28 protein-coding genes are annotated in these 25,859 nt (G+C 67.5%); 15 read left to right on the forward strand and 13 right to left on the reverse strand.

The annotated features are described in order from the left end of the window. Positions 1 to 128 precede the first annotated feature (128 nt). From ACEQX1_RS17805 to aat, 6 genes are all read left to right on the forward strand, one after another. On the forward strand, positions 129 to 1,511 hold the full coding sequence (locus ACEQX1_RS17805) for a M48 family metalloprotease (RefSeq protein WP_370197267.1): 1,383 nt from the start codon (positions 129 to 131) through the stop codon (positions 1,509 to 1,511). A 59-nt stretch (positions 1,512 to 1,570) separates the two neighbouring features. Then, the gene (locus ACEQX1_RS17810; RefSeq protein WP_370195932.1) at positions 1,571 to 2,350 is read left to right on the forward strand and encodes a DsbA family protein; all 780 of its coding nucleotides are present in this window, start codon (positions 1,571 to 1,573) and stop codon (positions 2,348 to 2,350) included. Between the two features lie 117 nt (positions 2,351 to 2,467). Further along, positions 2,468 to 2,902 carry a type II 3-dehydroquinate dehydratase gene (aroQ, locus tag ACEQX1_RS17815; protein ID WP_370195927.1) on the forward strand — a complete coding sequence of 145 codons (435 nt, stop codon included), beginning with the start codon at positions 2,468 to 2,470 and terminating at the stop codon, positions 2,900 to 2,902. 31 nt (positions 2,903 to 2,933) lie between these two features. After that, positions 2,934 to 3,413, forward strand: coding sequence for an acetyl-CoA carboxylase biotin carboxyl carrier protein (gene accB / locus ACEQX1_RS17820; RefSeq protein WP_228241015.1), 480 nt, complete (start codon positions 2,934 to 2,936; stop codon positions 3,411 to 3,413). A gap of 10 nt (positions 3,414 to 3,423) precedes the next feature. After that, positions 3,424 to 4,773: an acetyl-CoA carboxylase biotin carboxylase subunit gene (gene accC, locus ACEQX1_RS17825; protein WP_024351730.1), complete on the forward strand. Its 1,350-nt coding sequence runs from the start codon at positions 3,424 to 3,426 to the stop codon at positions 4,771 to 4,773. A gap of 4 nt (positions 4,774 to 4,777) precedes the next feature. Then, positions 4,778 to 5,446: a leucyl/phenylalanyl-tRNA--protein transferase gene (aat, locus tag ACEQX1_RS17830; RefSeq protein ID WP_370197269.1), complete on the forward strand. Its 669-nt coding sequence runs from the start codon at positions 4,778 to 4,780 to the stop codon at positions 5,444 to 5,446. Here the strand turns inward: aat and ACEQX1_RS17835 are convergent. The 9 genes from ACEQX1_RS17835 to ACEQX1_RS17875 all read right to left on the reverse strand — a co-directional run bounded on the left by ACEQX1_RS17835 (position 5,386) and on the right by ACEQX1_RS17875 (position 11,862). After that, a complete protein-coding gene (locus ACEQX1_RS17835) occupies positions 5,386 to 5,793 on the reverse strand; it encodes a DUF2155 domain-containing protein (RefSeq protein ID WP_009209683.1) in 408 nt (135 codons plus the stop codon). The two genes, aat and ACEQX1_RS17835, sit on opposite strands and share 61 nt — an antisense overlap. A 158-nt stretch (positions 5,794 to 5,951) precedes the next feature. Next, positions 5,952 to 6,332, reverse strand: coding sequence for an NADH:ubiquinone oxidoreductase subunit NDUFA12 (locus tag ACEQX1_RS17840; protein ID WP_370195922.1), 381 nt, complete (start codon positions 6,330 to 6,332; stop codon positions 5,952 to 5,954). Positions 6,333 to 6,436: 104 nt separating this feature from the next. Further along, positions 6,437 to 6,943 (reverse strand): N-acetyltransferase family protein, encoded by a 507-nt coding sequence (locus ACEQX1_RS17845; protein WP_370197271.1) that lies wholly within the window; start codon positions 6,941 to 6,943, stop codon positions 6,437 to 6,439. Further along, positions 6,940 to 8,439, reverse strand: coding sequence for an Asp-tRNA(Asn)/Glu-tRNA(Gln) amidotransferase subunit GatB (gatB, locus tag ACEQX1_RS17850; RefSeq protein ID WP_024351726.1), 1,500 nt, complete (start codon positions 8,437 to 8,439; stop codon positions 6,940 to 6,942). Before gatB ends, ACEQX1_RS17845 begins: the two co-directional genes overlap by 4 nt. Positions 8,440 to 8,535: 96 nt before the next feature. Beyond that, positions 8,536 to 8,769, reverse strand: coding sequence for a hypothetical protein (locus ACEQX1_RS17855; RefSeq protein ID WP_370194822.1), 234 nt, complete (start codon positions 8,767 to 8,769; stop codon positions 8,536 to 8,538). 4 nt (positions 8,770 to 8,773) lie between these two features. Then, the gene (gene gatA / locus ACEQX1_RS17860; RefSeq protein ID WP_370197273.1) at positions 8,774 to 10,255 is read right to left on the reverse strand and encodes an Asp-tRNA(Asn)/Glu-tRNA(Gln) amidotransferase subunit GatA; all 1,482 of its coding nucleotides are present in this window, start codon (positions 10,253 to 10,255) and stop codon (positions 8,774 to 8,776) included. Further along, complete coding sequence (locus ACEQX1_RS17865; RefSeq protein WP_370194824.1) at positions 10,252 to 10,722, reverse strand: GNAT family N-acetyltransferase; 471 nt, start codon at positions 10,720 to 10,722, stop codon at positions 10,252 to 10,254. Before ACEQX1_RS17865 ends, gatA begins: the two co-directional genes overlap by 4 nt. Positions 10,723 to 10,729: 7 nt before the next feature. Continuing rightward, entirely contained in the window at positions 10,730 to 11,017 is a 288-nt protein-coding gene (gene gatC / locus ACEQX1_RS17870) for an Asp-tRNA(Asn)/Glu-tRNA(Gln) amidotransferase subunit GatC (RefSeq protein ID WP_009209688.1), read from the reverse strand. A 143-nt stretch (positions 11,018 to 11,160) separates the two neighbouring features. Beyond that, positions 11,161 to 11,862 carry a metal-dependent hydrolase gene (locus tag ACEQX1_RS17875; RefSeq protein ID WP_187389626.1) on the reverse strand — a complete coding sequence of 234 codons (702 nt, stop codon included), beginning with the start codon at positions 11,860 to 11,862 and terminating at the stop codon, positions 11,161 to 11,163. 107 nt (positions 11,863 to 11,969) lie between these two features. Between ACEQX1_RS17875 and ruvX the strand changes: the two genes are divergently transcribed. Next, entirely contained in the window at positions 11,970 to 12,440 is a 471-nt protein-coding gene (gene ruvX, locus ACEQX1_RS17880; protein WP_187389625.1) for a Holliday junction resolvase RuvX, read from the forward strand. On the opposite strand, the gene ACEQX1_RS17885 is transcribed toward ruvX, so the two are convergent. The 3 genes from ACEQX1_RS17885 to ACEQX1_RS17895 all read right to left on the reverse strand — a co-directional run bounded on the left by ACEQX1_RS17885 (position 12,401) and on the right by ACEQX1_RS17895 (position 15,117). Further along, positions 12,401 to 12,739, reverse strand: a complete 339-nt coding sequence (locus tag ACEQX1_RS17885) for a DUF6105 family protein (protein WP_024351720.1) — start codon at positions 12,737 to 12,739, stop codon at positions 12,401 to 12,403. The genes ruvX and ACEQX1_RS17885 overlap by 40 nt on opposite strands. Beyond that, on the reverse strand, positions 12,739 to 13,296 hold the full coding sequence (locus ACEQX1_RS17890; RefSeq protein WP_370197275.1) for a hypothetical protein: 558 nt from the start codon (positions 13,294 to 13,296) through the stop codon (positions 12,739 to 12,741). The genes ACEQX1_RS17885 and ACEQX1_RS17890 overlap by 1 nt, the downstream gene beginning before the upstream one ends. Before the next feature lie 165 nt (positions 13,297 to 13,461). Continuing rightward, entirely contained in the window at positions 13,462 to 15,117 is a 1,656-nt protein-coding gene (locus ACEQX1_RS17895; protein WP_370197277.1) for an acyl-CoA dehydrogenase family protein, read from the reverse strand. Between the two features lie 72 nt (positions 15,118 to 15,189). Here ACEQX1_RS17895 and ACEQX1_RS17900 point away from each other — a divergent pair, with 72 nt between their 5' ends. From ACEQX1_RS17900 to dprA, 4 genes are read left to right on the forward strand one after another with little or no spacing between them, the layout of a single operon-like run. Next, positions 15,190 to 16,143 (forward strand): aspartate carbamoyltransferase catalytic subunit, encoded by a 954-nt coding sequence (locus tag ACEQX1_RS17900; RefSeq protein ID WP_009209692.1) that lies wholly within the window; start codon positions 15,190 to 15,192, stop codon positions 16,141 to 16,143. After that, positions 16,140 to 17,453, forward strand: coding sequence for a dihydroorotase (locus ACEQX1_RS17905; protein WP_370192756.1), 1,314 nt, complete (start codon positions 16,140 to 16,142; stop codon positions 17,451 to 17,453). Before ACEQX1_RS17900 ends, ACEQX1_RS17905 begins: the two co-directional genes overlap by 4 nt. Continuing rightward, on the forward strand, positions 17,454 to 18,062 hold the full coding sequence (gene plsY / locus ACEQX1_RS17910) for a glycerol-3-phosphate 1-O-acyltransferase PlsY (RefSeq protein ID WP_370192754.1): 609 nt from the start codon (positions 17,454 to 17,456) through the stop codon (positions 18,060 to 18,062). After that, positions 18,059 to 19,189 carry a DNA-processing protein DprA gene (gene dprA / locus ACEQX1_RS17915; RefSeq protein WP_370192753.1) on the forward strand — a complete coding sequence of 377 codons (1,131 nt, stop codon included), beginning with the start codon at positions 18,059 to 18,061 and terminating at the stop codon, positions 19,187 to 19,189. The genes plsY and dprA overlap by 4 nt, the downstream gene beginning before the upstream one ends. Here dprA and ACEQX1_RS17920 read toward each other — a convergent pair. Next, positions 19,178 to 19,354, reverse strand: coding sequence for a hypothetical protein (locus ACEQX1_RS17920; protein WP_370192751.1), 177 nt, complete (start codon positions 19,352 to 19,354; stop codon positions 19,178 to 19,180). The genes dprA and ACEQX1_RS17920 overlap by 12 nt on opposite strands. 252 nt (positions 19,355 to 19,606) lie before the next feature. On the opposite strand from ACEQX1_RS17920, the gene topA reads away from it, so the two are divergent. From topA to ACEQX1_RS17940, 4 genes are read left to right on the forward strand one after another with little or no spacing between them, the layout of a single operon-like run. After that, complete coding sequence (topA, locus tag ACEQX1_RS17925; RefSeq protein WP_370192749.1) at positions 19,607 to 22,393, forward strand: type I DNA topoisomerase; 2,787 nt, start codon at positions 19,607 to 19,609, stop codon at positions 22,391 to 22,393. A 3-nt stretch (positions 22,394 to 22,396) separates the two neighbouring features. After that, positions 22,397 to 24,667 carry a ribonuclease R gene (gene rnr, locus ACEQX1_RS17930; protein ID WP_370197280.1) on the forward strand — a complete coding sequence of 757 codons (2,271 nt, stop codon included), beginning with the start codon at positions 22,397 to 22,399 and terminating at the stop codon, positions 24,665 to 24,667. After that, positions 24,664 to 25,101 carry a DUF983 domain-containing protein gene (locus tag ACEQX1_RS17935; protein ID WP_188076703.1) on the forward strand — a complete coding sequence of 146 codons (438 nt, stop codon included), beginning with the start codon at positions 24,664 to 24,666 and terminating at the stop codon, positions 25,099 to 25,101. Before rnr ends, ACEQX1_RS17935 begins: the two co-directional genes overlap by 4 nt. Then, positions 25,098 to 25,856 carry an NUDIX domain-containing protein gene (locus tag ACEQX1_RS17940; RefSeq protein ID WP_370194251.1) on the forward strand — a complete coding sequence of 253 codons (759 nt, stop codon included), beginning with the start codon at positions 25,098 to 25,100 and terminating at the stop codon, positions 25,854 to 25,856. The genes ACEQX1_RS17935 and ACEQX1_RS17940 overlap by 4 nt, the downstream gene beginning before the upstream one ends. The last annotated feature ends 3 nt before the right edge of the window (positions 25,857 to 25,859 follow it).

Below are 25,859 nucleotides of genomic sequence, written 5' to 3' on the forward strand. Positions count from 1 at the left end.
GGTTTCGGACAGGTCGGACCGCATGTTTCGCCTCGATTTCGCCGGATTGGGGTGAGGATTGCCAGACAGTGCCGGGATCGCATCGGGAATTGACGATCGCTCATCGGCCAGCATCGGAGGGGACTAGCATGAACATGTCGCTCGGCGCGATCTCCGCCCGCATCACATCGATGATCCTGGCGGCATCCGTGGCGCTGGCTCCGGTCGGCGTTCAGGCCGCCGGGAAGGACAAGGCCAGCCTGCCGATCGTGCGGGACGCCGAGATCGAGGCGCTGGTCGCCGACTATGCGCGTCCGCTGCTGAAGGCGGCGGGACTGTCGCGCTCGGGCATCGAGATCGTGCTGGTCAATTCCGACGCCTTCAACGCCTTCGTCTCCGGCCGCCGCATCTACATCAACACCGGCGCGATCACCGCGACGCAGACGCCGAACCAGCTGATCGGCATCCTCGCCCACGAGATCGGCCATCTGGCCGGCGGCCACCAGCAGCGGCTGCGCGAACAGCTGGAGCGCTCCCAGGCCATCGCCGTGGTCGCCAGCCTTCTCGGGGCCGGGATCGCGGCGGCGGGCGCCGCCGCCGGCGGCGGCAGCGCGGTCAGCGCCGGGGCAGGAGTGATGATGGGCGGCGGCGGTATCGCCCAGCGCAACCTCCTCAGCTACCAGCGCGGCGAAGAGTCCACCGCCGACCGGTCCGCCCTCACCTATCTGGAAGCGACCGGCCAGTCGGCCCGGGGGCTGGTCGAGACCTTCGAGATCCTCGATCGCGGCAATCTCTTCGCCCGCAGCAGCGGCGGGAACTACACCTCCTCGCACCCGATGCCGCGCGACCGCATTGCGGCCCTGCAGCGACTGGCCCAGGAAAGCCGGTTCTACGACCGGGCCGACAAGCCGGAACTGGCCGTGCGCCACAATCTCGCCCGGGCCAAGATCGTCGCCTACAATGACGGTGCCGGGGCAGTCCGCCGGATGTTCGCCCGCGATCCGCGCAGTCTGGCGGCCTATTACGGCGACGCGATCGCCACCCATCTTGCCGGGTCTCCGGCCTCGGCACTCGCCAAGGTCGATGCGCTGCTCAAGGCCCAGCCGAACAACGCCTTCTTCTACGAGCTGCGCGGCGATATCCTCGTCGATGCGGGACGCTCCCAGGAGGCGGCGGCCGCCTATTCGAAGGCCGCCAAGCTGGACAAGACGGGCTCGGGAATCCTGAAGGCCGAGATCGGTCAGGCGCTGGTGACCAGCGGCGATCCGGCCAAGATGGAAGAGGCGATTCGCCTCATCCGCGAGGGCCTCAGCTCCGATCCTGGCAATTCCGTTGCCTACCGGTTCCTCGCCATGGCCTACGGGCGGATCGGCGAAGTCGGCCGCGCCGAACTTGCCACCGCCGAAGGCTACTGGCATGGCGGTGCCTTCCGTCAGGCGAAGATCTTCGCCATCCGCGCCCAGCAGAAGCTGCAGCCGGGCACGCCGCCCTGGCGGGCGGCGCAGGACATCATCCAGACCGAGATTCGCTGACCGGCGATCCGCACCGAACCGAACAGAAGGACGCCGCACCCGTGCTTTCCATCCGACGCCTGACCGCCGCAACGGCCCTCGCCTGCACGCTTCCGCTGATCGCAGCCGGCGCCGCCAACGCGCAGGACAGCGCGCCCGCGGCGGCGCAGACGTCGTTCGACGCGAAGCAGACCGACGCGATCGAGACGATCGTGCGCGCCTATCTGATCGAGCATCCGGAAGTGCTGCTGGAAGCGCTCGACGCGCTGGAGGCCAAGCGGACGGCCGACCAGTCGGCGGCCCAGAAGGCGGCGATCGCCGAAGTCGGATCGGCGTTGTTCGAGACGCCGGAAGGCACGGTACTCGGCAATCCCGACGGCGACGTCACCGTGGTCGAGTTCTTCGACTACAATTGCGGCTACTGCAAAAAGGCGATGCAGGACATGGATGCGCTGCTGGCAGCCGATCCGAACATCCGCTTCGTCCTGAAGGAAATCCCGGTGCTGGGTCCGCAGTCGCTGGAAGCGGCGCGGGTCTCCCTCGCCTTCCGCGAGATCGCCCCGACCGAATACGCCGCCTATCACCGCGCACTCCTTGGCTCACGCGGCGCCGCGAACGAGGCAAGCGCCATCGCGGTCGCAGGGGACTTCGGCGTCGAGGAAGCTGCCCTGCGCACGGCCATGCAGTCCTCCGCCGTGACGGAGGCGCTGAGGCAGTCGAACGAGATGGCGACCCGACTCGGTATCAACGGCACGCCGTCCTACGTGGTCGGCGAAGAGGTGGTTCCCGGCGCGGTCGGTCTCGACAATCTGCAGGCGAGCATCGCCAATGTGCGCGAATGCGGAACCATTGCCTGTTGAGGAACGGCTGAGGGAACGAAACGCCCGTCGGGGCGCTTTCCCCACGCTGCCGATGCCTCTATACGGGGCTGTGAGCCGCGCGGCGCGCGTGCGATTGCCAGAAAAGACCGAGGGTCGATGACCTCGACGATCTACTTTCTCAACGGCCCCAATCTCAACACGCTCGGAACCCGCGAGCCCGAGATCTATGGCACGACGACGCTGGCCGACATTGAGGCCCGCTGTCGCGACGTGGCGGCGGGCGCCGGCTTCGAGATCGTGTTCCGGCAGTCCAACCATGAGGGCGAACTGGTCGACTGGATCCACGAAGCGCGCGAACGCGCCGTGGCGATCGTCATCAACGCCGCCGCCTACACCCATACTTCCCTCGCCCTTCACGACGCGCTCCGGGTCTTCGGAAAGCCCGTCGTGGAGGTGCATCTGTCCAACATTCACGCGCGCGAGGAGATCAGGCACAAGAGCCTGATCGCGCCGGTCGCCGTCGGCATGATCGCCGGCTTCGGCCCGGTGGGTTACGAACTCGCCATTGCAGCCCTCAAGGCGCGCCTGTGAACAATCGAGTCGAATAGACCGAAGGAATCGCATGTCGAAAGAAGACCACTCTGTCGACCCGTCGTTCGTCCGCGAGATGGCGAGCATCCTGAAGGACACCGATCTGACCGAGATCGAGGTCGAGCACGGCGAGATGCGCGTCCGTGTCTCCCGCCAGAAGGACTATGGCGGCTACGCCCAGCCGATGCACTACGCCGCGCCGTCGAGCCCGGCGCCCGCCGCTCCGGCGCAGCACGCCGAGCAGCCTGCCGCACCGGCGGCCGCCACCGGCCCGGAGAAGGGCACGGTCCCCTCGCCCATGGTCGGCACGATCTATCTGTCGTCGGCTCCGGGCGCGCGCGCCTTCGTCGAGGTCGGCCAGAAGGTCGCCGAGGGCGAGACGCTGCTGATCATCGAGGCGATGAAGACGATGAACCAGATTCCCGCGCCGCGCGCCGGCACGGTGACCAAGATCCTGGTCGAGAATGCGCAGCCAGTGGAATACGGCGAACCGCTCGTCGTGATCGCGTAAGGGGCGCGGCATGGTCAAGAAGGTCCTGATCGCCAACCGCGGCGAGATCGCCCTGCGAGTGCTGCGCGCCTGCAAGGAGCTCGGCATCCCGACGGTGGCCGTCCACTCCACCGCCGACAACACGGCCATGCATGTGCGCCTTGCCGACGAGAGCGTCTGCATCGGTCCGCCGCCGGCCCGCGACAGCTATCTGAACATCCCGCAGATCGTCGCGGCCTGCGAGGTGTCCGGCGCCGATGCCGTGCATCCCGGCTACGGCTTCCTGTCCGAGAATGCGCGCTTCGCCGACATTCTCGACGCCCATAAGATCACCTTCATCGGCCCCACCGCCGAGCATATCCGGATCATGGGCGACAAGATCGAGGCCAAGCGCACCGCCAAGCGTCTCGGCATTCCGGTCGTCCCCGGCTCGGCGGGCGCGGTAACCGACGACGACGAGGCCGCACGGATCGCCGCGGAGATCGGCTATCCGGTCATCGTCAAGGCTTCGGCGGGCGGCGGTGGCCGCGGCATGAAGGTCGCGAAGACGGCGCAGGACCTGTCGATGGCGCTGTCCACGGCCCGTTCGGAAGCCGGAGCGGCCTTCGGCGACGATGCCGTCTATCTGGAAAAGTATCTGGAGAAGCCGCGCCATATCGAGGTGCAGGTCTTCGGCGACGGCGCCGGCAACGGCATCCATCTGGGCGAACGCGACTGTTCGCTGCAGCGCCGCCACCAGAAGGTCTGGGAAGAAGCCAGCTCGCCGGCGCTCGACCAGGAGCAGCGCGACCGGATCGGCATGATCTGCGCCAACGCCATCGCCAAGCTCGGCTATCGCGGCGCCGGCACGATCGAGTTCCTGTATGAGAACGGCGAGTTCTATTTCATCGAGATGAACACCCGCCTGCAGGTGGAGCATCCGGTGACGGAAGCCATCACCGGGCTGGACCTCGTCCACGAGCAGATCCGCGTCGCCAGCGGCCAGGGCCTGTCGGTGACGCAGGCCGACATCCAGTTCGCCGGCCATGCGATCGAGTGCCGGATCAACGCCGAGGACCCGGAGACCTTCGCACCGTCGCCGGGGCGGATCACCCATTACCACATGCCCGGCGGTCTCGGCGTGCGGGTCGATTCGGGCGTCTATCAGGGCTATTCGATCCCGCCCTTCTACGACAGCCTGATCGGCAAGCTGATCGTGCACGGCCGCACCCGGACCGAATGCATGATGCGGCTGCGGCGCGCCCTCGACGAGATCGTCGTGGACGGCGTGAAGACCACGCTGCCGCTGTTCCGTGACCTCGTGGACAATCCGGACGTCGCCAAGGGCGACTACGACATCCACTGGCTGGAAAAGTATCTCGCCCGCAGATCAGCAGGGTAGGATCATGACACGGCGTGGTGGCCAGCGTTTCGAGATCACCCCGTCCATCCTGCTGAAGGCCTATGCCTGCGGCATCTTTCCGATGGCGGAAAAGGCGGACGATCCGGGCATCTTCTGGATCGATCCGACCGAGCGGGGAATCCTGCCGCTGGACGGCTTCCACCTGCCGCGCAGCCTGCGCAAAACCATCCGCCGGGCGCCCTTCGACATTCGCGTCGACACCGCCTTCGCGGCGGTGGTCGATGGCTGCGCGGAAGCCGCACCGGGGCGCATGGAGACCTGGATCAACGGCCAGATCCGGTCGCTCACGCTGGCACTGGCGCAGGAGGGCTTTGCCCATTCGGTGGAAGCGTGGGACGGCGACGAGCTCGTCGGGGGCCTGTATGGCGTGTCGCTGGGCGGCGCGTTCTTCGGCGAGAGCATGTTCTCGCGCCGCACCGATGCGTCCAAGGTGGCGCTGGCCTATCTGTGGGAGCGGCTGTGCCGTGGCGGCTACCAGCTCCTCGACACCCAGTTCCTGACCTGCCATCTGGAACGCTTCGGCGCGATCGAGATCGACCGCGACACCTACCAGGCGCTGCTGGCCGAGGCGATCACGGTGGATGCGACGTTCTACCCGGCAGGCGCCGGGACATCCGATTCGCTTTTGCAGCTTTTCAGCCAGACGTCATAGACCGGGTGCTCGACGGCGTTGAGGCCGGGAGACGCGGCGAACATCCAGCCCGAGAAGATCTGGCGGATGTCGCGCTGCAGGGTGATCTCGTCGACCTTCACGAAGGCGTCGGTCTTGGCGGCTTCGCCCTCGGCGCTGGTGTAGCAGACCTTCGGCGTCACCTGCAGGGCGCCGAACTGCACCGTCTCGTCGATATAGACGTCGAAGCTGGTGATCCGGCCGGTGATCTTGTCCAGCCCGGAGAACACCGCGACCTTGTTGGCGATGCGCTGCTGCGCCGAGGCCGGAACCAGCGCCAGACCGGTCGTCACGGCAAACAGGATCGACGCACATAGCCGACGGTTCATGGGGGCGTCCTCAACATTTCCGGCCCGCCGGGCCGGGCAATACGCGCTGTGTCTGCCGGCAGAATGCGGCGATGACAGGGAGATCGTCCGGGCCGCGATCGAAAAGGCCGAAAGCGGAGCCAATCAGGCGGCCGACCGCGCTCCGGACCGCCGTGCGATCAGGGCGTCCAGGCGTCGTAATCGTCGGTGACGCGCGGGCGCTCGGACGGAGTGAGCAGCGAGCCCTGCGGCCGGTAGGCCTTGGCCGTGCCGGTGTAGTTCGGCTGGTGCGGCTTCTGCCAGGCGCGCGGCTTGTAGTCTTCCTGCGAAGGCGGCGTATCGACCCGGTAATGGATCCAGCCGTGCCAGCCGCCGGCGATCATCGACGCCTCGGCCGGGCCGTTGTAGATGACCCAGCGCTTGGTGCCGTCGGCGTTCTGGTAATACTGGTTGCCGGCATCGTCCTCGCCGACCTTATGGCCCTTGCGCCAGGTGTAGAATCTCGTGCCGATCGTCTGGCCTTGCCACCAGGTGAAGATCTGCAGCAGCCATTCCTTCATGGGAATTCCAGTCCGTGTCGATGCGAGGACGTTATGCTGCCGCGGCCGCAAAATGTCCACCATGGATCGCGTTCGCTTCGCCCTTCGGCGGCGCCCTGCCCGGCTCAGCCGGCAGCTAGCGTCTTCTCGTAGACGGCGGCCGGAATGCCTGAATCGGCACAGCCGCAATTGGCGGTCGAGCCGGTCTGGGCGAAACCGTGCGCGCGGTAAAAGTCGATCGCCGGCGTGTTGGCTTCCTCGACCTCGAGGCGCAGCGTGCGCGCCGTCGGGAAGCAATCGGAAATTTCGGTCAGAAGATCGCGGCCGATGCCCTGGCGCTGGCAGCCGGGCCGGACATAGAGCTGGTGCAGGACGACCATCTTGCCGTCGCCGGCGGTCGCGGCGGCATAGGCCATGCCGCCGAGCCGCGTGCCGTCGTCGGCGACCAGGAACTCGGAGTTCAGCCGGTTGATCCGCGGCCTGAGCGCCTCGACCGAATGCCACGAGCGGGTGATCTCGCTCACCCGCTCAGCCCCGTAGATGTGGTCGTAGGTCGCGTGCCAGGTCTCGCCGAGCAACTGGCTGATCGCCTCCAGATCGGCCGTGCCGGCAGTGCGGACGAAGAAGGTCATTCCACGCCGAGTTTCTGCTTGACCAGCGCGTTGACCGCCTGGGGATTGGCCTTGCCGCCGGTCGCCTTCATCACCTGGCCGACGAACCAGCCGGCCATGGTCGGCTTGGCGCGGGCCTGCTCGACCTTGTCGGGATTGGCCGCGATCACCTCGTCCACCGCCGTCTCTATGGCGCCGGTGTCGGTGACCTGCTTCATGCCGCGCTCGTCGACGATCTTCTCCGGGTCGCCGCCCTCGTTCCAGACGATCTCGAACAGGTCCTTGGCGATCTTGCCGGAGATCGTCTCGGCGCGGATCATGTCGAGGATCGCCCCGAGCTGGTCCGCGGTTACCGGCGTCTCGCCGATGTCCTTGCCGGCCTTGTTCAGCGCGCCCAGGAGGTCGTTGATGACCCAGTTGGCGGCCTGCTTGGCGTCGCGGCCCTTCGCGACGGCCTCGTAATAGTCGGCGATGGCCTTTTCGGAGACGAGGATCGACGCGTCATAGGCCGACAGGCCGGCATCGCGGATCAGCCGGTTCTTCTTGGCGTCCGGCAGTTCCGGCAGGCCTTCGAGCAGCGCGTCGACATAGGCCTGGTCGAATTCCAGCGGCAGAAGGTCCGGGTCCGGGAAGTAGCGGTAATCATGCGCCTCTTCCTTGGACCGCATGGCGCGGGTCTCGCCCTTGGCCGGATCGTAGAGGCGGGTCTCCTGGTCGATGGTGCCGCCATCTTCGAGGATCGCGACCTGACGGCGGGCCTCGGCCTCGATGCACTGGCCGACGAAGCGGATGGAGTTGACGTTCTTGATCTCGCAGCGCGTGCCGAAATCGCCGCCGGGACGCCGCACCGAGACGTTGACGTCGGCGCGCATGGAGCCCTCGTCCATGTTGCCGTCGCAGGTGCCCAGGTAGCGCAAGATGGTCCGCAGCTTGGTCAGATACGCCTTGGCCTCGTCGGCCGAGCGCATGTCGGGCTTGGAGACGATCTCCATCAGCGCGACGCCGGAGCGGTTCAGATCGACATAGGACATGGTCGGATGCTGGTCGTGCATCGACTTGCCGGCATCCTGTTCGAGATGCAGCCGCTCGACGCCGATCTCGATCTCCTCGAACTCGCCCTTGGAGTCCGGGCCGACGGAGACCGAGACGATGCCCTCGCCGACGATCGGGTCCTTGAACTGGGAAATCTGGTAGCCCTGCGGCAGGTCCGGATAAAAATAGTTCTTCCGGTCGAACACCGAGCGGTGCTTGATCTCGGCCTTGAGGCCGAGGCCGGTGCGCACGGCCTGGCGCACGCATTCCTCGTTGATCACCGGCAGCATGCCCGGCATGGCCGCGTCGACGAGGCTCACATGATCGTTGGGAGCGCCGCCGAAATCGGTCGAGGCCCCGGAGAACAGCTTGGCCTCGGACGTCACCTGGGCGTGGACTTCCATGCCCACGACGATCTCCCAGTCGCCGGTGGCGCCGGAGATGAAGTTCTTCGGATCGGGCGTTCGGGTGTCGACGAGGGTCATGGGCGTGTCCAGAAACTGAAGATGGGCTGCCAGAACGGCTGGTTCAATGCGTGAAAACGGTCCGGTGGCGCAGCACGTTGGAGCGGCTGCAGCCGATCAGCGACCGAGTGCGGCGACGATGGTGTCGCGCTCGGCCTCGAGGCTCTGCGCGCTCGGCTCGCGCCCGGCGCGGCGATACCAGTATTCGGCATTGCTCTGGTCGCCTTCGACGCGGTGGAGATGTGCGTGGATCCAGGCTGCATCGGCGGAATGATCGTCCTGCACGATCGCGTGGGCGCCGTGCCAGTCGCCCGCCGCCAAGAGATCGAGTGCCTTGCGAAGATCCGCCATCAGCCTACCACCATTTTGCCGGTTCGAAGCGGCCGGCCGCCTGCTCGATGGCGCTGCCGATCGCAAACAGGGTCTCTTCCTCGAAGGGCCGGCCGATCAGCTGGAGACCGAGCGGCAGCCCGTCGCCGGAGAGACCCGCGGGAACGGCGAGGCCCGGCAGGCCGGCCATGTTCACGGTCACCGTGAAGATGTCGTTCAGATACATCTTCACCGGATCGGAGGCCATGTCCTGATCGGCGATACCGAAGGCGGCCGAGGGCGTCGCCGGCGTCAGCAGCGCGTCGATGCCGTCGGCATAGACGGTCTCGAAGTCGCGTTTGATCAGCGTGCGGACCTTCTGGGCGCGCAGGTAATAGGCGTCGTAATAGCCGGCCGACAGCACGTAGGTGCCGATCATGATACGGCGCTTCACCTCGCGGCCGAAACCGGCGGCGCGGGTGTTCTCGTACATCTCGGCGACGTCCTTGCCCGGCACGCGCAGGCCGTAGCGCACGCCGTCATAGCGGGCGAGGTTCGACGAGGCTTCGGCCGGCGCGACGATGTAATAGGCCGGCAGGGCGTATTTCGTGTGGGGCAGCGAGACGTCGACGATCTCGGCGCCGGCGTCGCGCAGCCAGGCGATGCCCTGCTGCCAGAGCGCCTCGATCTCCTCCGGCATGTTGTCGACGCGGTATTCCTTCGGAATGCCGATGCGCAGGCCCTTCACCGAACGCCCGACCGCGGCCTCGTAGTCCGGCACCGGCAGGTCGACCGAGGTGGTGTCCTTCGGATCGACGGACGCCATGGATTTCAGAAGGATCGCCGCATCGCGGACATCGCGGGCGATCGGACCGGCCTGGTCGAGCGACGACGCGAAGGCCACCGTGCCCCAGCGCGAGCAGCGGCCATAGGTCGGCTTGATGCCGACTGTGCCGGTCAGCGCGGCGGGCTGGCGGATCGAGCCGCCGGTGTCGGTGGCCGTCGCGCCGGCGCACAGATGCGCCGAGACCGCAGCGGCCGAACCGCCGGACGAGCCGCCGGGCACTAGGTCGGCATTCGAGCCCTTGCGGCGCCAGGGGTTCTTCACCGGGCCGTAATAGGAGGTCTCGTTGGACGAGCCCATGGCGAACTCGTCCATGTTGAGCTTGCCCAGCATGACGGCGCCATCGGCCCACAGATTGGCGGTGACCGTCGATTCGTAGCGCGGCTCGAACCCGTCGAGAATATGCGAGGCGGCCTGGGTGTGGACGCCTTCGGTGGCGAACAGGTCCTTGATGCCCATCGGGATGCCTTCGAGCGCGCCGGCCTCGCCCTTGGCCAGCCGCTCGTCAGAGGCCTTCGCCATTGCCAGCGCCTTGTCCGGCGTCGCCGCGACATAGGCGTTGATCTGCGGGTTGGCGGCCTCGATCGCGGCGTTGTAGGCCTGCGTCAGCTCGGTCGCGGAAAACTCCTTCGCCGCGAGCTTGTCCCGCGCTTCGGCGATGGTGAGAGACGTCAACTCGGTCATGGGGACAGCTTCTTTTCGTAAAATCGACAGTAATCGGAATCCGGGTAGTCGAGCACGGCGCCGCAGCGCGTGAAACCGGATCGTTCGTAAAGTCTCCAGGCCGCCTCGAAGCCGGCCGTGGAGCCTGTTTCCAGTACCAGCCGGCCGAGCTCCCGGCGGCGCGCCTCGGCCTCGATGGACTGCAGGACCAGCCAGCCGAGCCCGGACCCGCGCACCTCCGGCGTCGTGTACATGCGCTTGACCTCGCCGATCGCGGGGCTGTGAACCTTCAGCGCGCCCATCCCCACCGCGACGGACTGGCCATTGCGCACCACGAAGACGGTGGTGTCCTCACCCGCCATCTGCTCGGCGGTGAGCTGAAACTGGAACTCCGGCGGCGACAGCGGCTGCAGATGGTCGTTCAGCCGGGCAACCAGTTCGCGCAACTCATCCTGAAGCGGTGACTCCACCGCGACGGTCACCGTCATGGCGCGACTATTCCACCACCTTCGGCACGACGAAGAAATGATCTTCGCTGGCCGGCGCGTTGGCGACGATGTCGTCGGCCTTGGCGCCGTCGGTCACCTCGTCGGCGCGTTTCTTCATCACCATCGGGATCACCGACGTCATCGGCTCGACGCCCTCGACATCGACCTCGCCCAGATGTTCGACGAAGCCGAGGATCGCGTTGAGTTCGCTTTCCATCGCCACGACCTCGTCGTCGGTAACGGCGATCCGGGACAGCCGGGCGACCCGGCGGACTGTTGAAGCATCGACGGACATTGCGGTCCTACTGGTTGCAAGAGGAATTGCGCGAGCTATAGCGGCGCGCCCCTTGCGAGGCAACGCCGCAATGGCCGGACGGCCGGAGGCGCTGCTCTGCGCTCCGGCCGTTCGGTCCCGATCCGAAAGCTGAAACGGTGCGATCAGACCTCGAAGGCTTCGCCGATCGCCGGATTGAGGATCTTGCCGGCGTCGCCTTCCATCGCCTCGGTGAACTTGTCCGGGGTCTGGTCGAGGATCGGCAGCGTACCCCAGTGGATCGGGATGATCTTGTCGAAGTTGAAGTAGCGCCGGCAGGCGAGCGCCGCCACCGCCGCGCCCATGGTCAGCCGGTCGCCCACCGGCACCATTGCGACCTTCGGGGCGTGCAGTTCCTCGATCAGCGCCATGTCGGCGAAGATGTCGGTGTCGCCCATGTGATAGACCGTCGGGCCGTCGGCGAAGTGGAAGACCAGTCCGTTCGGCATGCCGAGATAGGTCACCGAGCCGTCTTCCTCGACATGGCCGGAGGAATGAAACGCCTGGGTCAGGGTGACGGTGAAGTCGCCGAAGCTCGCGGTGCCGCCGGTGTTCAGCGGCTCGATCGCCTCGATCCCCTTCTTGCCGAGCCAGCTGACCAGCTCGAAGGTGCCGACGACCTTGCAGCCATGCTTCCTGGCGATGTCGACGGTGTCACCGACATGGTCGAAGTGGCCGTGGCTCAGGACGATATGGGTGACGCCCGCAACGGCGCTGTCGATATCGCCCTCGAAATGCGGATTACCGGACAGGAACGGGTCGATCAGGATGACCGACGAGCCGGTGTCGATCCGGAATGCGGAATGGCCGAAATAGGTGATCTTCATGGGGGCTCCTTGCGGTCCGATCGCCGGCCGGACCTCTGTTCTGTGGGTGGTGTCCGGCACTCGGCGTGCTAACTGCACCGGCCCGTCCCCCGGTCAAGGAGAACGTGATGGCCATCGTGTCGCTGGAAGAGTTCGCCGACGCCGTCCCGAGCGGCACGACCATCGCCGGTCTCGACCTCGGCACCAAGACCATCGGCCTCGCCGTGTCGGACCGCGGCCAGCGCTTCGCCACGCCGCGCAAGGTGCTGCGGCGAACCAAGTTCACCGCGGATGCGAACGCGCTGGTGGCGGCGCTGAACGAGGACAGCATCGTCGGCATCGTCATCGGCCTGCCGCTGAACATGGACGGGTCGGAGGGGCCGAGGGCGCAGGCGACTCGGGCTTTCCTGCGCAATTACAGTCGCTTCGACGAACGGCCGGTGCTGCTGTGGGACGAGCGCCTGTCCACGGTCGCTGCCGAACGCGGCCTGCTCGAAGCCGACGTGTCGCGCAAGAAGCGGGCCGAACGGATCGATTCGGCGGCCGCCTCCTTCATTCTTCAGGGGGCGCTGGACCGGCTTTCGTCGCTGCGCTCATAGGCAAAGCCGTTCGCCAAGGCGAGCCGCGCGGCGCGCCGGGCTTGCCACCACGCCCGGATCTTCTTGCGGCGGCGGAAGGCGAGAATCGCGCCGAGGATCAGGCTGTCGATCGCGAGCGCACGCGCCACCAGCGGCGGGATCGTCGCCGGCTCGATGCCGAGGATCGCCCCGTAGACCATAAAGACCCGGTCGTGGGTTTCGCGAGAGAAGAGCGGGCCGCCGAGATCGTTCAGCGAGAGAAAGTACCAGCCCCAGAAAAAGACCAGGGGTCCGATCCAGAGCACCAGGAAGGTGCGCATCAGCGGCTCTCGCCATTGTCGCCGAACGGCGAGCGATGGCGGCGCATCAGCGCCTCGCGCTCGGCGGCGTGGATCGACCGGAGCACCGATTCGAAGGCGGCATCGTCGGCCGCGTCATCGACCTCTACCAGCCGGTCGAACAGCAGCGCCCCGAAGGTCAGCGCCAGCGCGACGAGGAAGCCCGGACCCTCACCGAACAGGGTGGCGAGCGGCGATCCGGCAATGCTTGCAGCGGCATAAAAGGCGAAGAGCGCGACCAGCACGGCCGCGGCGAGCGGCTCGGCCCGGCGGATGGCCAAGACCGACGGCGAGGAAAGCCCGGCGATCGCCATGCCGAGCCCCGTGGCCAGCGCCAAGAAGAGGCCTGCGAAGACGAGGGTCGCCTGGGCCGGCAGATAAAGGTCGGCGGCGATCGCGAGATCCTGCAGGAGCGGCGCGGCCGCGGTGCCAGCGGTCAGCGGATCAAGCCAGCCCGAATGCACCATGAGCCGCAGACTGCTGACAGCCGCGAACCCAATCCAGGCACTGAGCGCCAGGGTCGTCGCCATTCTGCGCATGGAACCTCCTCGTCACGGTTACCGATCCGTTAACGGCGACCCTGTCGGTGAGAGGCCTTCGCCGCAATCGAAACCGGTTGTTAACCTTAACGCGTCCCCTTCCTCTGCCTCCTTCAGTGTAAACGCCGCAGCTTGGGTTTCGGTTGCCAGAATCCGGTGCCGGGCTCAGCGGATCGGCGGGTAGAGATCCTCGACGATCGCCCGCGAATCATGGCGCAGGTCGAGCATGCCGTAGGTATGGCGGAAGACACCGCCGAGCCGTGTCTCGGTGAAGGCGTCGGCGGTCTGGCCCAATCCCAGCCGGCGCATGGAAGCGCTGGCGCCCGCGAGGGCCAGCTGCTCGGCCAGCAACCGGCAGGCCCCCTCGTCCGCCAGCGCCATCGACATTGCGGCGCGCAGGACGCCCGGCGTGCCACCGGCGGTCTCGGCCATGTCCGCCTCGATCGTCGCGATTACCGTGTCGAAGGCTTGCGGGTCGCGCTGCAGGATGCGCGCGAGATCGAGGGCCATCACGTTGCCGGAGCCCTCCCAGATCGCATTGACCGGGGCTTCGCGATAGGCGCGGGCAAGCCTGCCGTCCTCGACATAGCCATTGCCGCCGAGACACTCCATTGCCTCGTATGTCAGCCCCGGGGCCATCTTGCAGACCCAGTATTTGGTGACCGGGGTCATCACCCGCGCCCAGGCCGCATCGGCCTCGGAGGCCGCCTCCCCCGTTCGCCGATCGAAGGCTTCGGCCAGCCGGAAGGACAGCACCGTCGCAGCCGCGACATCCAGTGCCATGTCGGCCAGGACGCGCACCATCTGCGGCTGCTCGATCAGCGTCTTGCCAAACACGCGGCGCTCGCGGGCGTGATGCACCGCCTCGGCGAGCGCGCCGCGCATGAGGCCCGCGGAGGCCAGCGCGCAGTCGAGGCGGGTCAGCGTCACCATCTCGATGATGGTCTTCACGCCCTTGCCGGGATCGCCGACGCGCCGGGCATCGGCGTCGACGAACTCGACCTCGGAGGAGGCGTTGGAGCGGTTGCCCAGCTTGTCCTTCAGTCGCTGGAAGTGCAGCCCGTTCAGCGAGCCGTCGTCCCGGCGCCGGGGCATCAGGAAGCAGGTCGGCCCCTCCTGCGCCTGCGCCAGAACGAGGAACCCGTCGGACATCGGTGCCGACATGAACCATTTGTGCCCGGTCAGCCGGTAATGCCCACCGCCGGCGTCGACAGCGCGGGTGGTGTTGGCCCGCACGTCGGTACCGCCCTGCTTCTCGGTCATGCCCATGCCGAGGGTGATTCCGGCCTTGGTCAGCGGCGCCTTGACGCTGGGGTCGTACTGCCGCGTGGCGATCACCGGCAGCCAGGCATCGCGCAGCTTCGGCGCCGCCGCGAGCGCCGCGACCGAGGCGCTGGTCATGGTGACCGGGCACAGATGGCCGCATTCGACGCCGGCCGTCATGTAGAAGCGCGCGGCCCGCACCGCATGGCGGCGCCCGGCCTCCTCCTCCGGCCCCTGCCAGATCGAGGCATGCAGCCCGTCGGCGACCGAGCGCCGCATCAGCGCGTGATAGGCGGGATGGTAGTCGATCAGTTCCAGCCGCCGGCCCTTCTCGTCGAAGCGCCGCAGGCGCGGCGTCTCGATATTGGCAAGCCGCGCCAGATCGTGGGCCTCGAAGGAGCCGCAGAATCGTCCGTGGCGCTCCAGCGTCGTCAGGACCGGGTCAGGAAAATCGGCGGCCAGGAGACGCAGCAGCGGATCGCCGCGAAACGCGTTGAAACCGGCATAGTCGGAAGACTGGTTGGTCACCTCGTGGGTGTGGAAATTCGTCTCGGCCACACGCGACTCCTGTGCTTCACTCGCTCTCGATCCTTGCCGCTAAACCACGGATTGCCTATAGGCGTCGTTTTAATGAGCGCGACCCTGCCTTTTCCCCCGTTCGGCCAGCGACACCTTCTGGGTATCGCCCGCCTGCAACCCCACGAGATCGAACAACTGATCGATCTGGCCGAGGCGGAGGTGGCGGTCAGCCGCCGGCGCGACAAGAAGAAGTCGACGCTGAAGGGCCGCACCCAGATCAATCTGTTCTTCGAGGCCTCGACCCGCACCCAGGCGTCGTTCGAACTGGCCGGCAAGCGCCTTGGCGCCGACGTCATGAACATGGCGGTCGCCAATTCGTCGGTGAAGAAGGGCGAGACCCTGATCGACACGGCGATGACGCTGAACGCCATGCAGCCCGACATCCTGATCGTGCGGCACCATTCGGCGGGCGCCGTGGCACTGCTGGCCCAGAAGGTTGCCTGCTCCGTGGTCAATGCCGGAGACGGCGCGCATGAGCATCCGACCCAGGCGCTGCTCGATGCGCTGACCATCCGGCGCCACAAGGGCCGCATCGCCCGGCTCACGGTGACGATCTGCGGCGACGTGCTGCACAGCCGCGTCGCGCGCTCGAACATCCTTCTGCTCAATGCGCTGGGCGCCCGGGTCCGCGTCGTCGCCCCGGCAACACTGCTGCCAAGCGGCATCGAATCGATGGGCGTCGAGGTCTACCGGCGCATGGAAGACGGGCTGAAGGACGCGGACGTCGTGATGATGCTGCGCCTGCAGCGCGAGCGCATGGAGGGCTCCTTCGTGCCGTCGGTGCGCGAGTATTTCCGCTATTTCGGCCTCGATGCCGCCAAGCTGCGCCATGCCCGGCCCGACGCGCTGGTCATGCATCCCGGGCCGATGAACCGCGGCGTCGAGATCGCCTCGGAGATCGCCGACGGGCCGCAGAGCGTCATCGAGGAACAGGTGGAAATGGGCGTCGCCGTGCGCATGGCGGTAATGTCGGCCCTCATCGGCGGACCGGAGGCCTCGGCATGAGCGTCGCAGCCCCGACCGTCATCGAGCATGTGCGGATCATCGACCCGGCCCGGTCGCTGGACGCGGTCGGCACGGTCGTCGTCGTCGACGGCCATATCGTCGCCGCGGGCGCCGACGCCCTCAACCAGGGCGCGCCCGACGGCGCAGAGATTGTCGACGGCCGTGGCCTCTTGCTGGTGCCCGGGCTCGTCGACGCACGGGTGTTCATCGGCGAACCGGGCGGCGAACACCGCGAGACGATCGCCTCGGCCTCTGCCGCGGCGGCCGCCGGTGGGGTCACATCGATCCTCACCATGCCCGACACCAATCCGGTCGTCGACGAGGTGGCAATCGCCGAATTCGTGATGCGGACGGCCCGCGATACCGCGGTCGTCAACGTCTTTCCCGCGGCGGCGCTCACCCGCGGCCTGAAGGGCAAGGAGATGAGCGAGATCGGCCTCCTCACCGGGGCCGGCGTGCGCGCCTTCACCGATGGTCGCCACACCATTGCCGACCCTGTGCTGCTGCGCCGGATCATGACCTATGCGCGCGATTTCGATGCCCTGGTCATGCACGAGACGCAGGATGCGGCCCTGACCGGCAACGGCGTCATGAACGAGGGGCTTCTGGCCTCCTGGCTCGGCCTGCCCGGTGCGCCGGCCGAGGCCGAGATCATCCCGCTGGAGCGCGACCTGCGGCTCGCCGCCCTCACCGGCTGCCGCTACCATGCCGCCAAGCTCTCGCTGGGCGAATCGGCGGACGTCATGCGGCGGGCCAAACGGCGCGGCATCGCGGCGACGGCCGGCGTATCGATCAACCATCTGTCGCTGAACGAGAACGACATCGGCGAATACCGCACCTTCTTCCGCCTCTCGCCGCCGCTGCGCCGCGAGGAGGATCGCGCCGCCATGGTCGAGGCGCTGGCCGACGGCACCATCGACATCATCGTCTCGTCCCACGATCCGCAGGACGCCGACGGCAAGCGCCGCCCCTTCGCCGAAGCCGAGAGCGGCGCGATCGGCCTGGAGACGCTACTGCCGGCGGCGCTGCGCCTGCATCATTCCGGCGCCGTGCCGTTGTCGCGCATCGTCGAGGCGGTCACCGCCGCTCCGGCGAAGCTCCTCGGCCTCGATCGCGGCACGCTGGCGCCGGGATCCGTCGCCGACATGGCGCTGGTCGATCTGGAGGCGCCGTTCCTGTTCAGCGAGGACCGCATCCGCTCACGCTCGAAGAACACCGCCTTCGAGAACGCCCGCTTCCAGGGCCAGGTCTTGCGGACCTTCGTCGCCGGCCGCACAGTCTTCTTAGAATCGGACCGGAGCGGGGGCTGAATGGTGGATTGGGACTCAAGCCTCTGGCCGATCTGGCTGGCCTGCGTCGCCGGCGGTTATCTCGTCGGCTCGATTCCCTTCGGACTGATCTTCGCGCGGCTCTTCGGCCTCGGCGATATCCGCAAGATCGGTTCGGGCAATATCGGCGCGACCAACGCGCTGCGGACGGGCAACAAGCCGATGGCGGCGCTGACGCTGGCCGGTGACGTCCTCAAGGGAACCGTGCCGGTCCTGATTGCCTCGCGCTGGGGCGGCGAAGCGGCGATCCTCGCGGGTCTCGCGGCGTTTCTCGGCCACCTCTTCCCGGTCTGGGTCGGATTCAAGGGTGGCAAGGGCGTTGCAACCTATCTCGGCATCCTTCTCGGCATCGCGCCGATCGGCGTCCTGGTCTTCGCGGTGGTGTGGCTCTCGGTCGCCTTCCTCTTCCGCTATTCCTCGCTGGCGGCGCTTGCCGCCACGCTGGTCGTGCCGGTGGTCTATTTTGCACTCGGCTACATGGACGCCGCCGCCCTCACCGCGATCCTGACCGCCATCGTCTATATCCGCCATCACGCCAATATCCGCCGGCTTCTGGCCGGCACGGAGGGCAAGATCGGAGCCAAGGGGTGAGCCCCTCTGACGCCCCTCCCCACGGCGTCAGACTTCCCGACGAGACGCGGCTCGCCTGGCTCCGGCTGATCCGCAGCGAGAATGTCGGGCCCGCCACCTTCCGGTCGCTGATCAACCGCTATGGCGGCGCCGAGGCGGCGCTCGCGGCACTACCGGAACTCGCAGCGCGGGGCGGCCGCAGTGTCCGCGTCGAGAGCCTCGCTGCGGCCGAAGACGAAATGAACCGGGCCAGCCGCATGGGCGCCCGCTTCATCTGTCTCGGCGAGCCCGACTACCCGCCGCTCCTCAAGGCCACCGAGAGCGCGCCGCCGGTGCTGGCGGTGATGGGCACCGAGACGGTTCTCCATCAGCCCGCCGTCGCTATGGTGGGGGCCCGCAACGCCTCGCTCTCGGGGATCAAGCTCACCCGCCAGTTTGCCGACGAGATCGGCCGGGCTGGCTACGTCGTCGTTTCCGGCCTTGCGCGCGGCATTGATGCCGCCGCGCACGAGGCGGCGCTGACCACCGGCACGATCGGCGTCTTTGCCGGCGGCCTCGACCGGCCCTATCCCGACGAGAACCGGCCGCTGATGCGCCGGATCGTCGACGAAGGTGGGTGCCTCCTGTCCGAGCGGCCGTTCGGATGGGAGCCGCGCTCGCGCGATTTTCCCCGGCGCAACCGCCTCGTCGCCGGCTTGGCCCTGGGTCTCGTCGTGACCGAGGCGGCGCTGCGTTCGGGCTCGCTGATCAGCGCGCGGATCGCCGCCGAGATCGGGCGGATCGTCTTTGCCGTGCCCGGATCGCCGCTCGACCCGCGGGCCGCCGGTGCCAATCAGCTTTTGAAGAATGGTGCGATCCTGGCGACCGAGGCGAACGACGTGATCGCAGCGCTGCGACCGCTGGACGACCGCATGGGCTGGATGCCGCCCGCCATCGAGGAACCGCCCTCCGGCCAGGAAACCGACGAGCCGGCCGAGGGCGAACGCGAGCGCATCGTCGAGACGCTCGGGCCGACGCCGATCGATGTCGACGACATCATCCTTCACACCGGAGCGCGGCCGGGTGCCGTGCAACTCGTGCTTCTCGAACTCGATCTGGCGGGCCGCCTCGAGCGCCACCCGGGCGGACGGGTGTCGCTACTTCTGTGAGCGCTTGGCGCCGGTCGTGAGCTGGTGCTCGGCCTCGAGACGCGCCATCTCCAGGAAATAACCCAGCAACGAGTTATGCGGCGCGCCGGACACAACCTTAAGTTGCAGCAACATGTCGCGGACATACCGCAAGCTCGCTTCCCGGTCTTCCGGATGTGCTGTCATGTTCGGCACGCTCCCGAACGCGGCTTGAACTGGCCCCTGATCCTGAAGCCCACCGCTCCGTTGCAAGTTGGGAGTATAGAGATTTTCGCTTATTAGTTGCAACCTTTGCTGGGTCACGATCCAGTCGGGGTTGACCGGTCGCGCCGGACTGTCCATGTGACGGTGCGGTCGACGCGCTGCTCGTCGCTGAATTCTCCGCCGCACAGGCGACCTTACCGGGTCGCATCTCTCTTCTCTCAGGACTGCCTTGTCATGGATGTCGTCATCGTTGAATCGCCCGCCAAAGCGAAGACGATCAACAAGTATCTCGGCGGCAACTACCAGGTGATCGCCTCCTATGGTCACGTCCGCGACCTGCCGGCCAAGGACGGCTCGGTGCGCCCGGACGAGGACTTCGCGATGAGCTGGGAGGTCGGCAAGCCGTCCGTGAAGCGAATCAGCGAGATCGCCCAGGCGGTCAAGAAGGCCGACGGCCTCGTGCTCGCCACCGATCCGGATCGCGAAGGCGAAGCGATTTCCTGGCACGTCCTGGAAGTGCTGCGGCAGAAGAAGGTGATCGGCACCAAGCCGGTCAGCCGGGTGGTCTTCAACGCCATCACCAAGAAGGCCGTGCTCGACGCGATGGCCAATCCGCGCGCCATCGACGAGCCGCTGGTGGACGCCTATCTCGCCCGCCGCGCACTCGACTATCTCGTCGGCTTCACCCTGTCGCCGGTGCTGTGGCGCAAGCTGCCCGGCGCCCGCTCGGCGGGTCGCGTCCAGTCGGTGGCGCTGCGCCTCGTCTGCGACCGCGAAGCAGAGATCGAGCGCTTCAAGAAGGAAGAGTACTGGCAGATCGCGGCGATGCTGGCGACGCCGCGCGGCGACGATTTCCGCGCCCGCCTAACCGGCTTCGGCGGCGACAAGCTGCAGAAGATGTCGATCGGCGACGGCGACAAGGCCGAGACGATCCGCGCCATGCTGGACGGGGCGACCTACCGGGTCGACAGCGTCCAGGCCAAGCCGACCAAGCGCAATCCGGGCCCTCCCTTCACTACCTCGACGCTGCAGCAGGCGGCCTCCGCCAAGCTCGGCTTCTCGGCCTCGCGCACCATGCAGGTCGCGCAGCGGCTCTATGAAGGCGTCGATGTGGGCGGCGAGACCGTCGGCCTGATCACCTATATGCGGACCGACGGCGTGCAGATGGCGCCCGAGGCGATCGCCGACGCGCGCAAGTCGATCGGCGCCGCTTTCGGCGAGCGCTATGTTCCGGAAAAGCCGCGCTATTATTCGAGCAAGGCCAAGAACGCGCAGGAGGCCCACGAGGCCATCCGTCCGACCGAGTTCGGCCGCGCGCCCAAGGATGTCGAGCGCTATCTCGACCGTGACCAGGCGCGGCTCTACGACCTGATCTGGAAGCGCTGCATCGCCAGCCAGATGGCCTCCGCCGAGATCGAGCGCACCACCGCCGAGATCGTCGCCACCAATGGCGGCGAGACCGCGACCCTGCGCGCTACCGGCCAGGTCATCAAGTTCGACGGCTTCATCGGCGCCTATGTCGAGCACCGCGACGACAGCAAGGCGAGCGATCCGGGTGACGAGGACGACGACCGCGCCCGGCTGCCGGAAATCCTCGCCGACGAGGATCTGGCCAAGCGCGCCATCGAGGCCTCGCAGCACTTTACCGAGCCGCCGCCGCGCTATTCCGAGGCGTCGCTGATCAAGAAGATGGAAGAGCTCGGCATCGGCCGGCCCTCGACCTATGCCTCGACGCTGCAGACCCTGGAGGATCGCGGTTACGTGGTGCAGGAGGCCCGCAAGCTCCTGCCTGACGCCAAGGGGCGTCTCGTGACCGCGTTCCTGCACAATTTCTTCGAGCGCTACGTGGAGTACGACTTCACCGCGGCGCTGGAAGAAAAGCTCGACCTGATCTCGGCCGGCCAGCTCGCTTGGAAGGACGTGCTGCGCGAGTTCTGGCAGAACTTCTCCGCGCAGGTCGACGGCACCAAGGAACTGCGGGTCACCAATGTTCTCGACGCGCTGAACGTTGAACTCGGCCCGCTGGTCTTCCCGCCCAAGGAAGACGGCACCGAGCCGCGCGCCTGTCCGCGCTGCGGCAACGGCCAGCTGTCGCTGAAGCTCGGCAAGTTCGGTGCTTTCGTCGGCTGCTCGAACTATCCCGATTGCGGCTATACCCGCCAGCTCGGCACCAACATGTCGGGCGACGATGCGGCCGCCGACGAGGGTCCGTCTGATCTGGGCGTCGATCCGGAAACCGGCGAGCCGGTGACCCTGCGCACGGGGCGCTTCGGCCCCTATGTCCAGCGCGGCGAAGGCAAGGAAGCCAAGCGTTCGTCCCTGCCCAAGGGCTGGCAGGCCAGCGAGATGGATCTCGACAAGGCGCTGCGGCTGCTGTCGCTGCCCCGCGAGGTCGGCCTGCATCCCGAGAGCGGCAAGCCGATTCTGGCCGGTCTCGGACGCTACGGGCCGTTCCTCAACCATGACGGCATGTATGCGAATCTCGAGACCATCGAGGACGTGTTCGAGGTCGGCCTCAACCGGGCCGTCACCGTCATCGCGGAAAAGAAGGAAAAGGGCGGCCGCGGACGCGGCACTCCCGCGGCACTGGCGACCCTTGGCGAGCATCCCGAATATGGCGGCCAGATCACCGTTCGGGACGGCCGCTTCGGGCCCTATGTGAATGTCGGCAAGGTCAATGCGACGCTGCCCAAGGCCAAGGATCCCGCCAGCGTCACGCTGGAAGAGGCGATCCAGCTGATCAACGAGCGCGTCGAGAAGACCGGCAAGACGCCGAACGCCAAGAAGGCTCCTGCGAAGAAACCAGCGGCCAAGAAGGCTGCCACGAAGAAGGCGCCAGCCAAGAAGGCCGCGACCAAGAAGACGGCGGCGAAGGCCGATGCCGATGGCGAGGCAGCGGTGAAGAAGCCGGCGGCCAAAAAGGCGCCCGCAAAGAAGGCTGCCGCGGCCAGGAAGCCGGCGGCGAAGACAACCACGGAACCGCAGGCCGCCGACGATTCGGTGCCCTGGGATCAGGAGTAGACCTTGGCGAAAGGCCGGTCCCGGAACGACGCACCGCCCGAGCTCACGCGCGAGGCGGTGCTCCGCTTCATCGCGGACAATCCCGGCCGCGCCTCCAAGCGCGACATCGCCAAGGCCTTTGCGGTCAAGGGCGACGGGCGCGTCGCGCTCAAGGATCTCCTCGCCGATCTTCAGGCCGAGGGGCTTCTGGCGGGGAGCCGCAAGCGCTTCTCGACGCCGGGCGTCCTGCCGCCGGTGGCGGTTCTGGAGATCCGCAGCCGCGACGACGATGGCGGTCTGCTTGCCGAACCGGTGAGCTGGGACGAGGCCGTCGATGGCGAGCGGCCGCGTCTGGCCGTGCGGCAGGATCGCGCCAAGAGCCCGGCGGCGGGCCTCGGCGAACGCATCCTCGCCAGCATCGAGGAGGACGAGGGCGGCACCCGGATCGCCCGGATCATCCGCGTTCTGGAACAGCGCAAGACGACGGCTCTGGGCGTGTTCCGCGCCAAGCCCGGCGGCGGCGGCGGCCGGGTCGAACCGGTCGAGCGCAAGCAGCCGGAATACGCCATCAAGCCCGGCGACGAGAACGGCGCCCGCAACGGCGACCTCGTCGCCGTCGAGCCGGGGCCGCGCGCGCGTCTCGGCCTGCCCTTCGCCACCGTGACCGATGTCGTCGGCTCGATGGAATCGGAGCGCGCGATCTCGACCATCGCGCTGCATGCCCATTCCATTCCGCATGTCTTCCCGAAGGCGGTGCTGAGCGAGGCCGAGGCCGCCGGCCCGGCCAGCATGTCTCACCGCGAGGACTGGCGGTCCCTGCCGCTGGTCACCATCGACCCGGCCGACGCCAAGGATCACGACGACGCGGTCCATGCCGCGCCCGACGACGACCCGGCCAATCCTGGCGGCATGGTGGTGACCGTCGCCATCGCCGACGTCTCCTATTACGTCCGGCCAGGCACCAAGCTCGATTCCGAGGCTCGGCTGCGCGGCAATTCGGTCTACTTCCCCGACCGGGTCGTGCCGATGCTGCCCGAGCGCATTTCCAACGACCTCTGCTCGCTGCGCGAGAATGTCGACCGGCCGGCGCTCGCCGTGCGGATGGTGCTCGGCGGCAATGGCGAGAAGCGGCGTCACAGCTTCCATCGCGTGATGATGCGCAGCCACGCCAAGATCGCCTACGAGGCCGCCCAGGCGGCCATCGACGGAGCGACCGGCGACGTCGATCCGCATGTCACCGAGACGATGCTCAAGCCGCTCTGGGCCGCCTACGCACTGGCCCGTTCGGCACGCGAGCGGCGTCAGCCGCTCGACCTCGATCTGCCCGAGCGCAAGCTCAAGCTCGGCCCCGACGGCCGGGTGGAGAAGGTCGTCGTGCCGGCTCGCCTCGACGCCCACCGGCTGATCGAGGAGTTCATGATCCTAGCCAATGTCGCGGCGGCCGAGAGCCTCGAATCCAAGCGGCAGGCGCTGATCTACCGCGCTCATGACGCCCCGTCCCTCGCTAAGCTGGAATCCCTGCGCGAGTTCCTGCGCACGCTGGAAATCTCGCTGGCCAAGAGCGGCACGCTGCGCCCCTCGCACTTCAACGGCATTCTCAGCCAGGTGAAGGCCAGCGAGCACGAGAGTCTCGTCAACGAGGTCGTGCTGCGGTCACAGTCGCAGGCGGTCTACTCGCCGGACAATATCGGCCATTTCGGCCTGAACCTCGACCGCTACGCCCACTTCACCTCGCCGATCCGCCGCTATGCCGATCTCATCGTGCACCGGGCGCTGGTCACCGCCTTCGATCTCGGCGAAGGCGGACTCAGCCGCGAGGACGAGGAAAATCTCCAGGCGACCGCCGAGGAGATCTCGCGGGCCGAACGCCGGGCCATGGCGGCCGAGCGCGACACGGTCGACCGGCTGATCGCCCACCATCTAGCCGACCGGATCGGTGACGATTTCGAGGGACGCATAGCCGGCGTGACAAAAGCCGGTCTTTTCGTCGCGCTTCCGGCCTTTGGCGCCGATGGTTTCGTTCCCATATCGACACTGGGGAACGAGTTCTTCCATTATGACGAGGTCGGACGTTCGCTGGTTGGCGACCGCAGCGGCAACGGCTACCGCCTCGGCGACACCGTCGAGATTCGTCTGAAGGAGGCCATTCCACTGGCCGGCTCGATGCAGTTCGAGATGCTCAGCGAGCCGCGCAAGCTGCCGCGCGAGGCGGGCTCGTTCCACAAGACCGGACGCAAGCAGCGCTTCGGCCGCCGCGAGAAGAACGTCGCCGGGAAGGTCAGGAAGAAACGATGAACAGTGTGACCATGCACGCAGACGCCGAGGCCCGGGCCAACAGCGCCGAAGGTGATCGCCCGCTCTGGCCGGCGCTCGTCAACGGCTTCCGCTGCCACTGCCCCAATTGCGGCGAAGGCAAGCTGTTCCGCAGCTATCTGCGCAGCGTCGACGACTGCAGCGTATGCGGCCAGGAGATCCACCATCACCGCGCCGACGATCTGCCGCCCTATCTGACGATCTTCATCGTCGGGCATATCGTGGTCGCGCTCTTTATGGGCATCGAAGCCTCCTACGATTTGTCGATGTGGACGCATCTGGCGATGTGGGTTCCGGTCACGCTGGTGCTCTCGCTGGCGCTCCTGCAGCCGCTGAAGGGCGCCACCATCGGCCTGCAATGGTCGCTGCGCCTCGGCGGCTTCGGCACCGAGGACGAGGCGGATCGCGTCGGGTGAGCGAGGCCGGTGATCCGCTCGCCACACTGAACGCCGAACGGGCGCGGCTCGCCCGGCCGAGCGGACTGCCGGCGGCCAAGGCGATCCGCGACGCCGGAACGCTGCTCATCGTCGACGACAGCGACGGCACGGCCCGTGTCCTGATGGGGCGGCGCTCCACCAGGCATGTCTTCATGCCGGGACGTTATGTGTTTCCCGGCGGTCGGGTCGATCCCTCCGACCTGGCACTGGCCCGCGACTTCGCCCTCTCCGAACCCGCCTTCGACCGGCTCTGTGCCGGCCCCCCGGCCCGCTACGACCGACGGCGCGCCACCGCGACGGCGCTCGCCGCGATCCGCGAAACCTTCGAGGAGGCCGGCGCCATGATCGGCGCCCCCGGCAGCTTCGCCGGCAAGGGCGAGCACTGGAGCGTCTTCGGCGCACGCGGTATCCGCCCCGCCCCGGAAATGCTGGTGCCCATCGCACGGGCGATCACGCCGCCCGGTCCCCCGCGGCGCTACGACACCCGCTTCTTCTGCGTTGCCGCCGACGCGATTGGCCATCAGCTCGCCCTCGACGAATTGCCGACGGACGAGCTGGAAGAGCTCGCCTGGGTCGATCTGAACGCGCTCCAGGATCTGTCGCTGGCGCCGATCACCCTGCGCATCGTCGGCGATCTGAAGGCGCGCATTGCCGACGGGACCTGGCGCGACCCGGCGCGGCCGATGCCGTTTTACCGGGCCATTCGCGGCCAGTTCGTGCGCGAATCGCTCTGACGC

The organism is Aurantimonas sp. (assembly GCF_964217435.1).
In the GTDB taxonomy this organism is placed as follows: domain Bacteria; phylum Pseudomonadota; class Alphaproteobacteria; order Rhizobiales; family Rhizobiaceae; genus Aurantimonas; species Aurantimonas coralicida.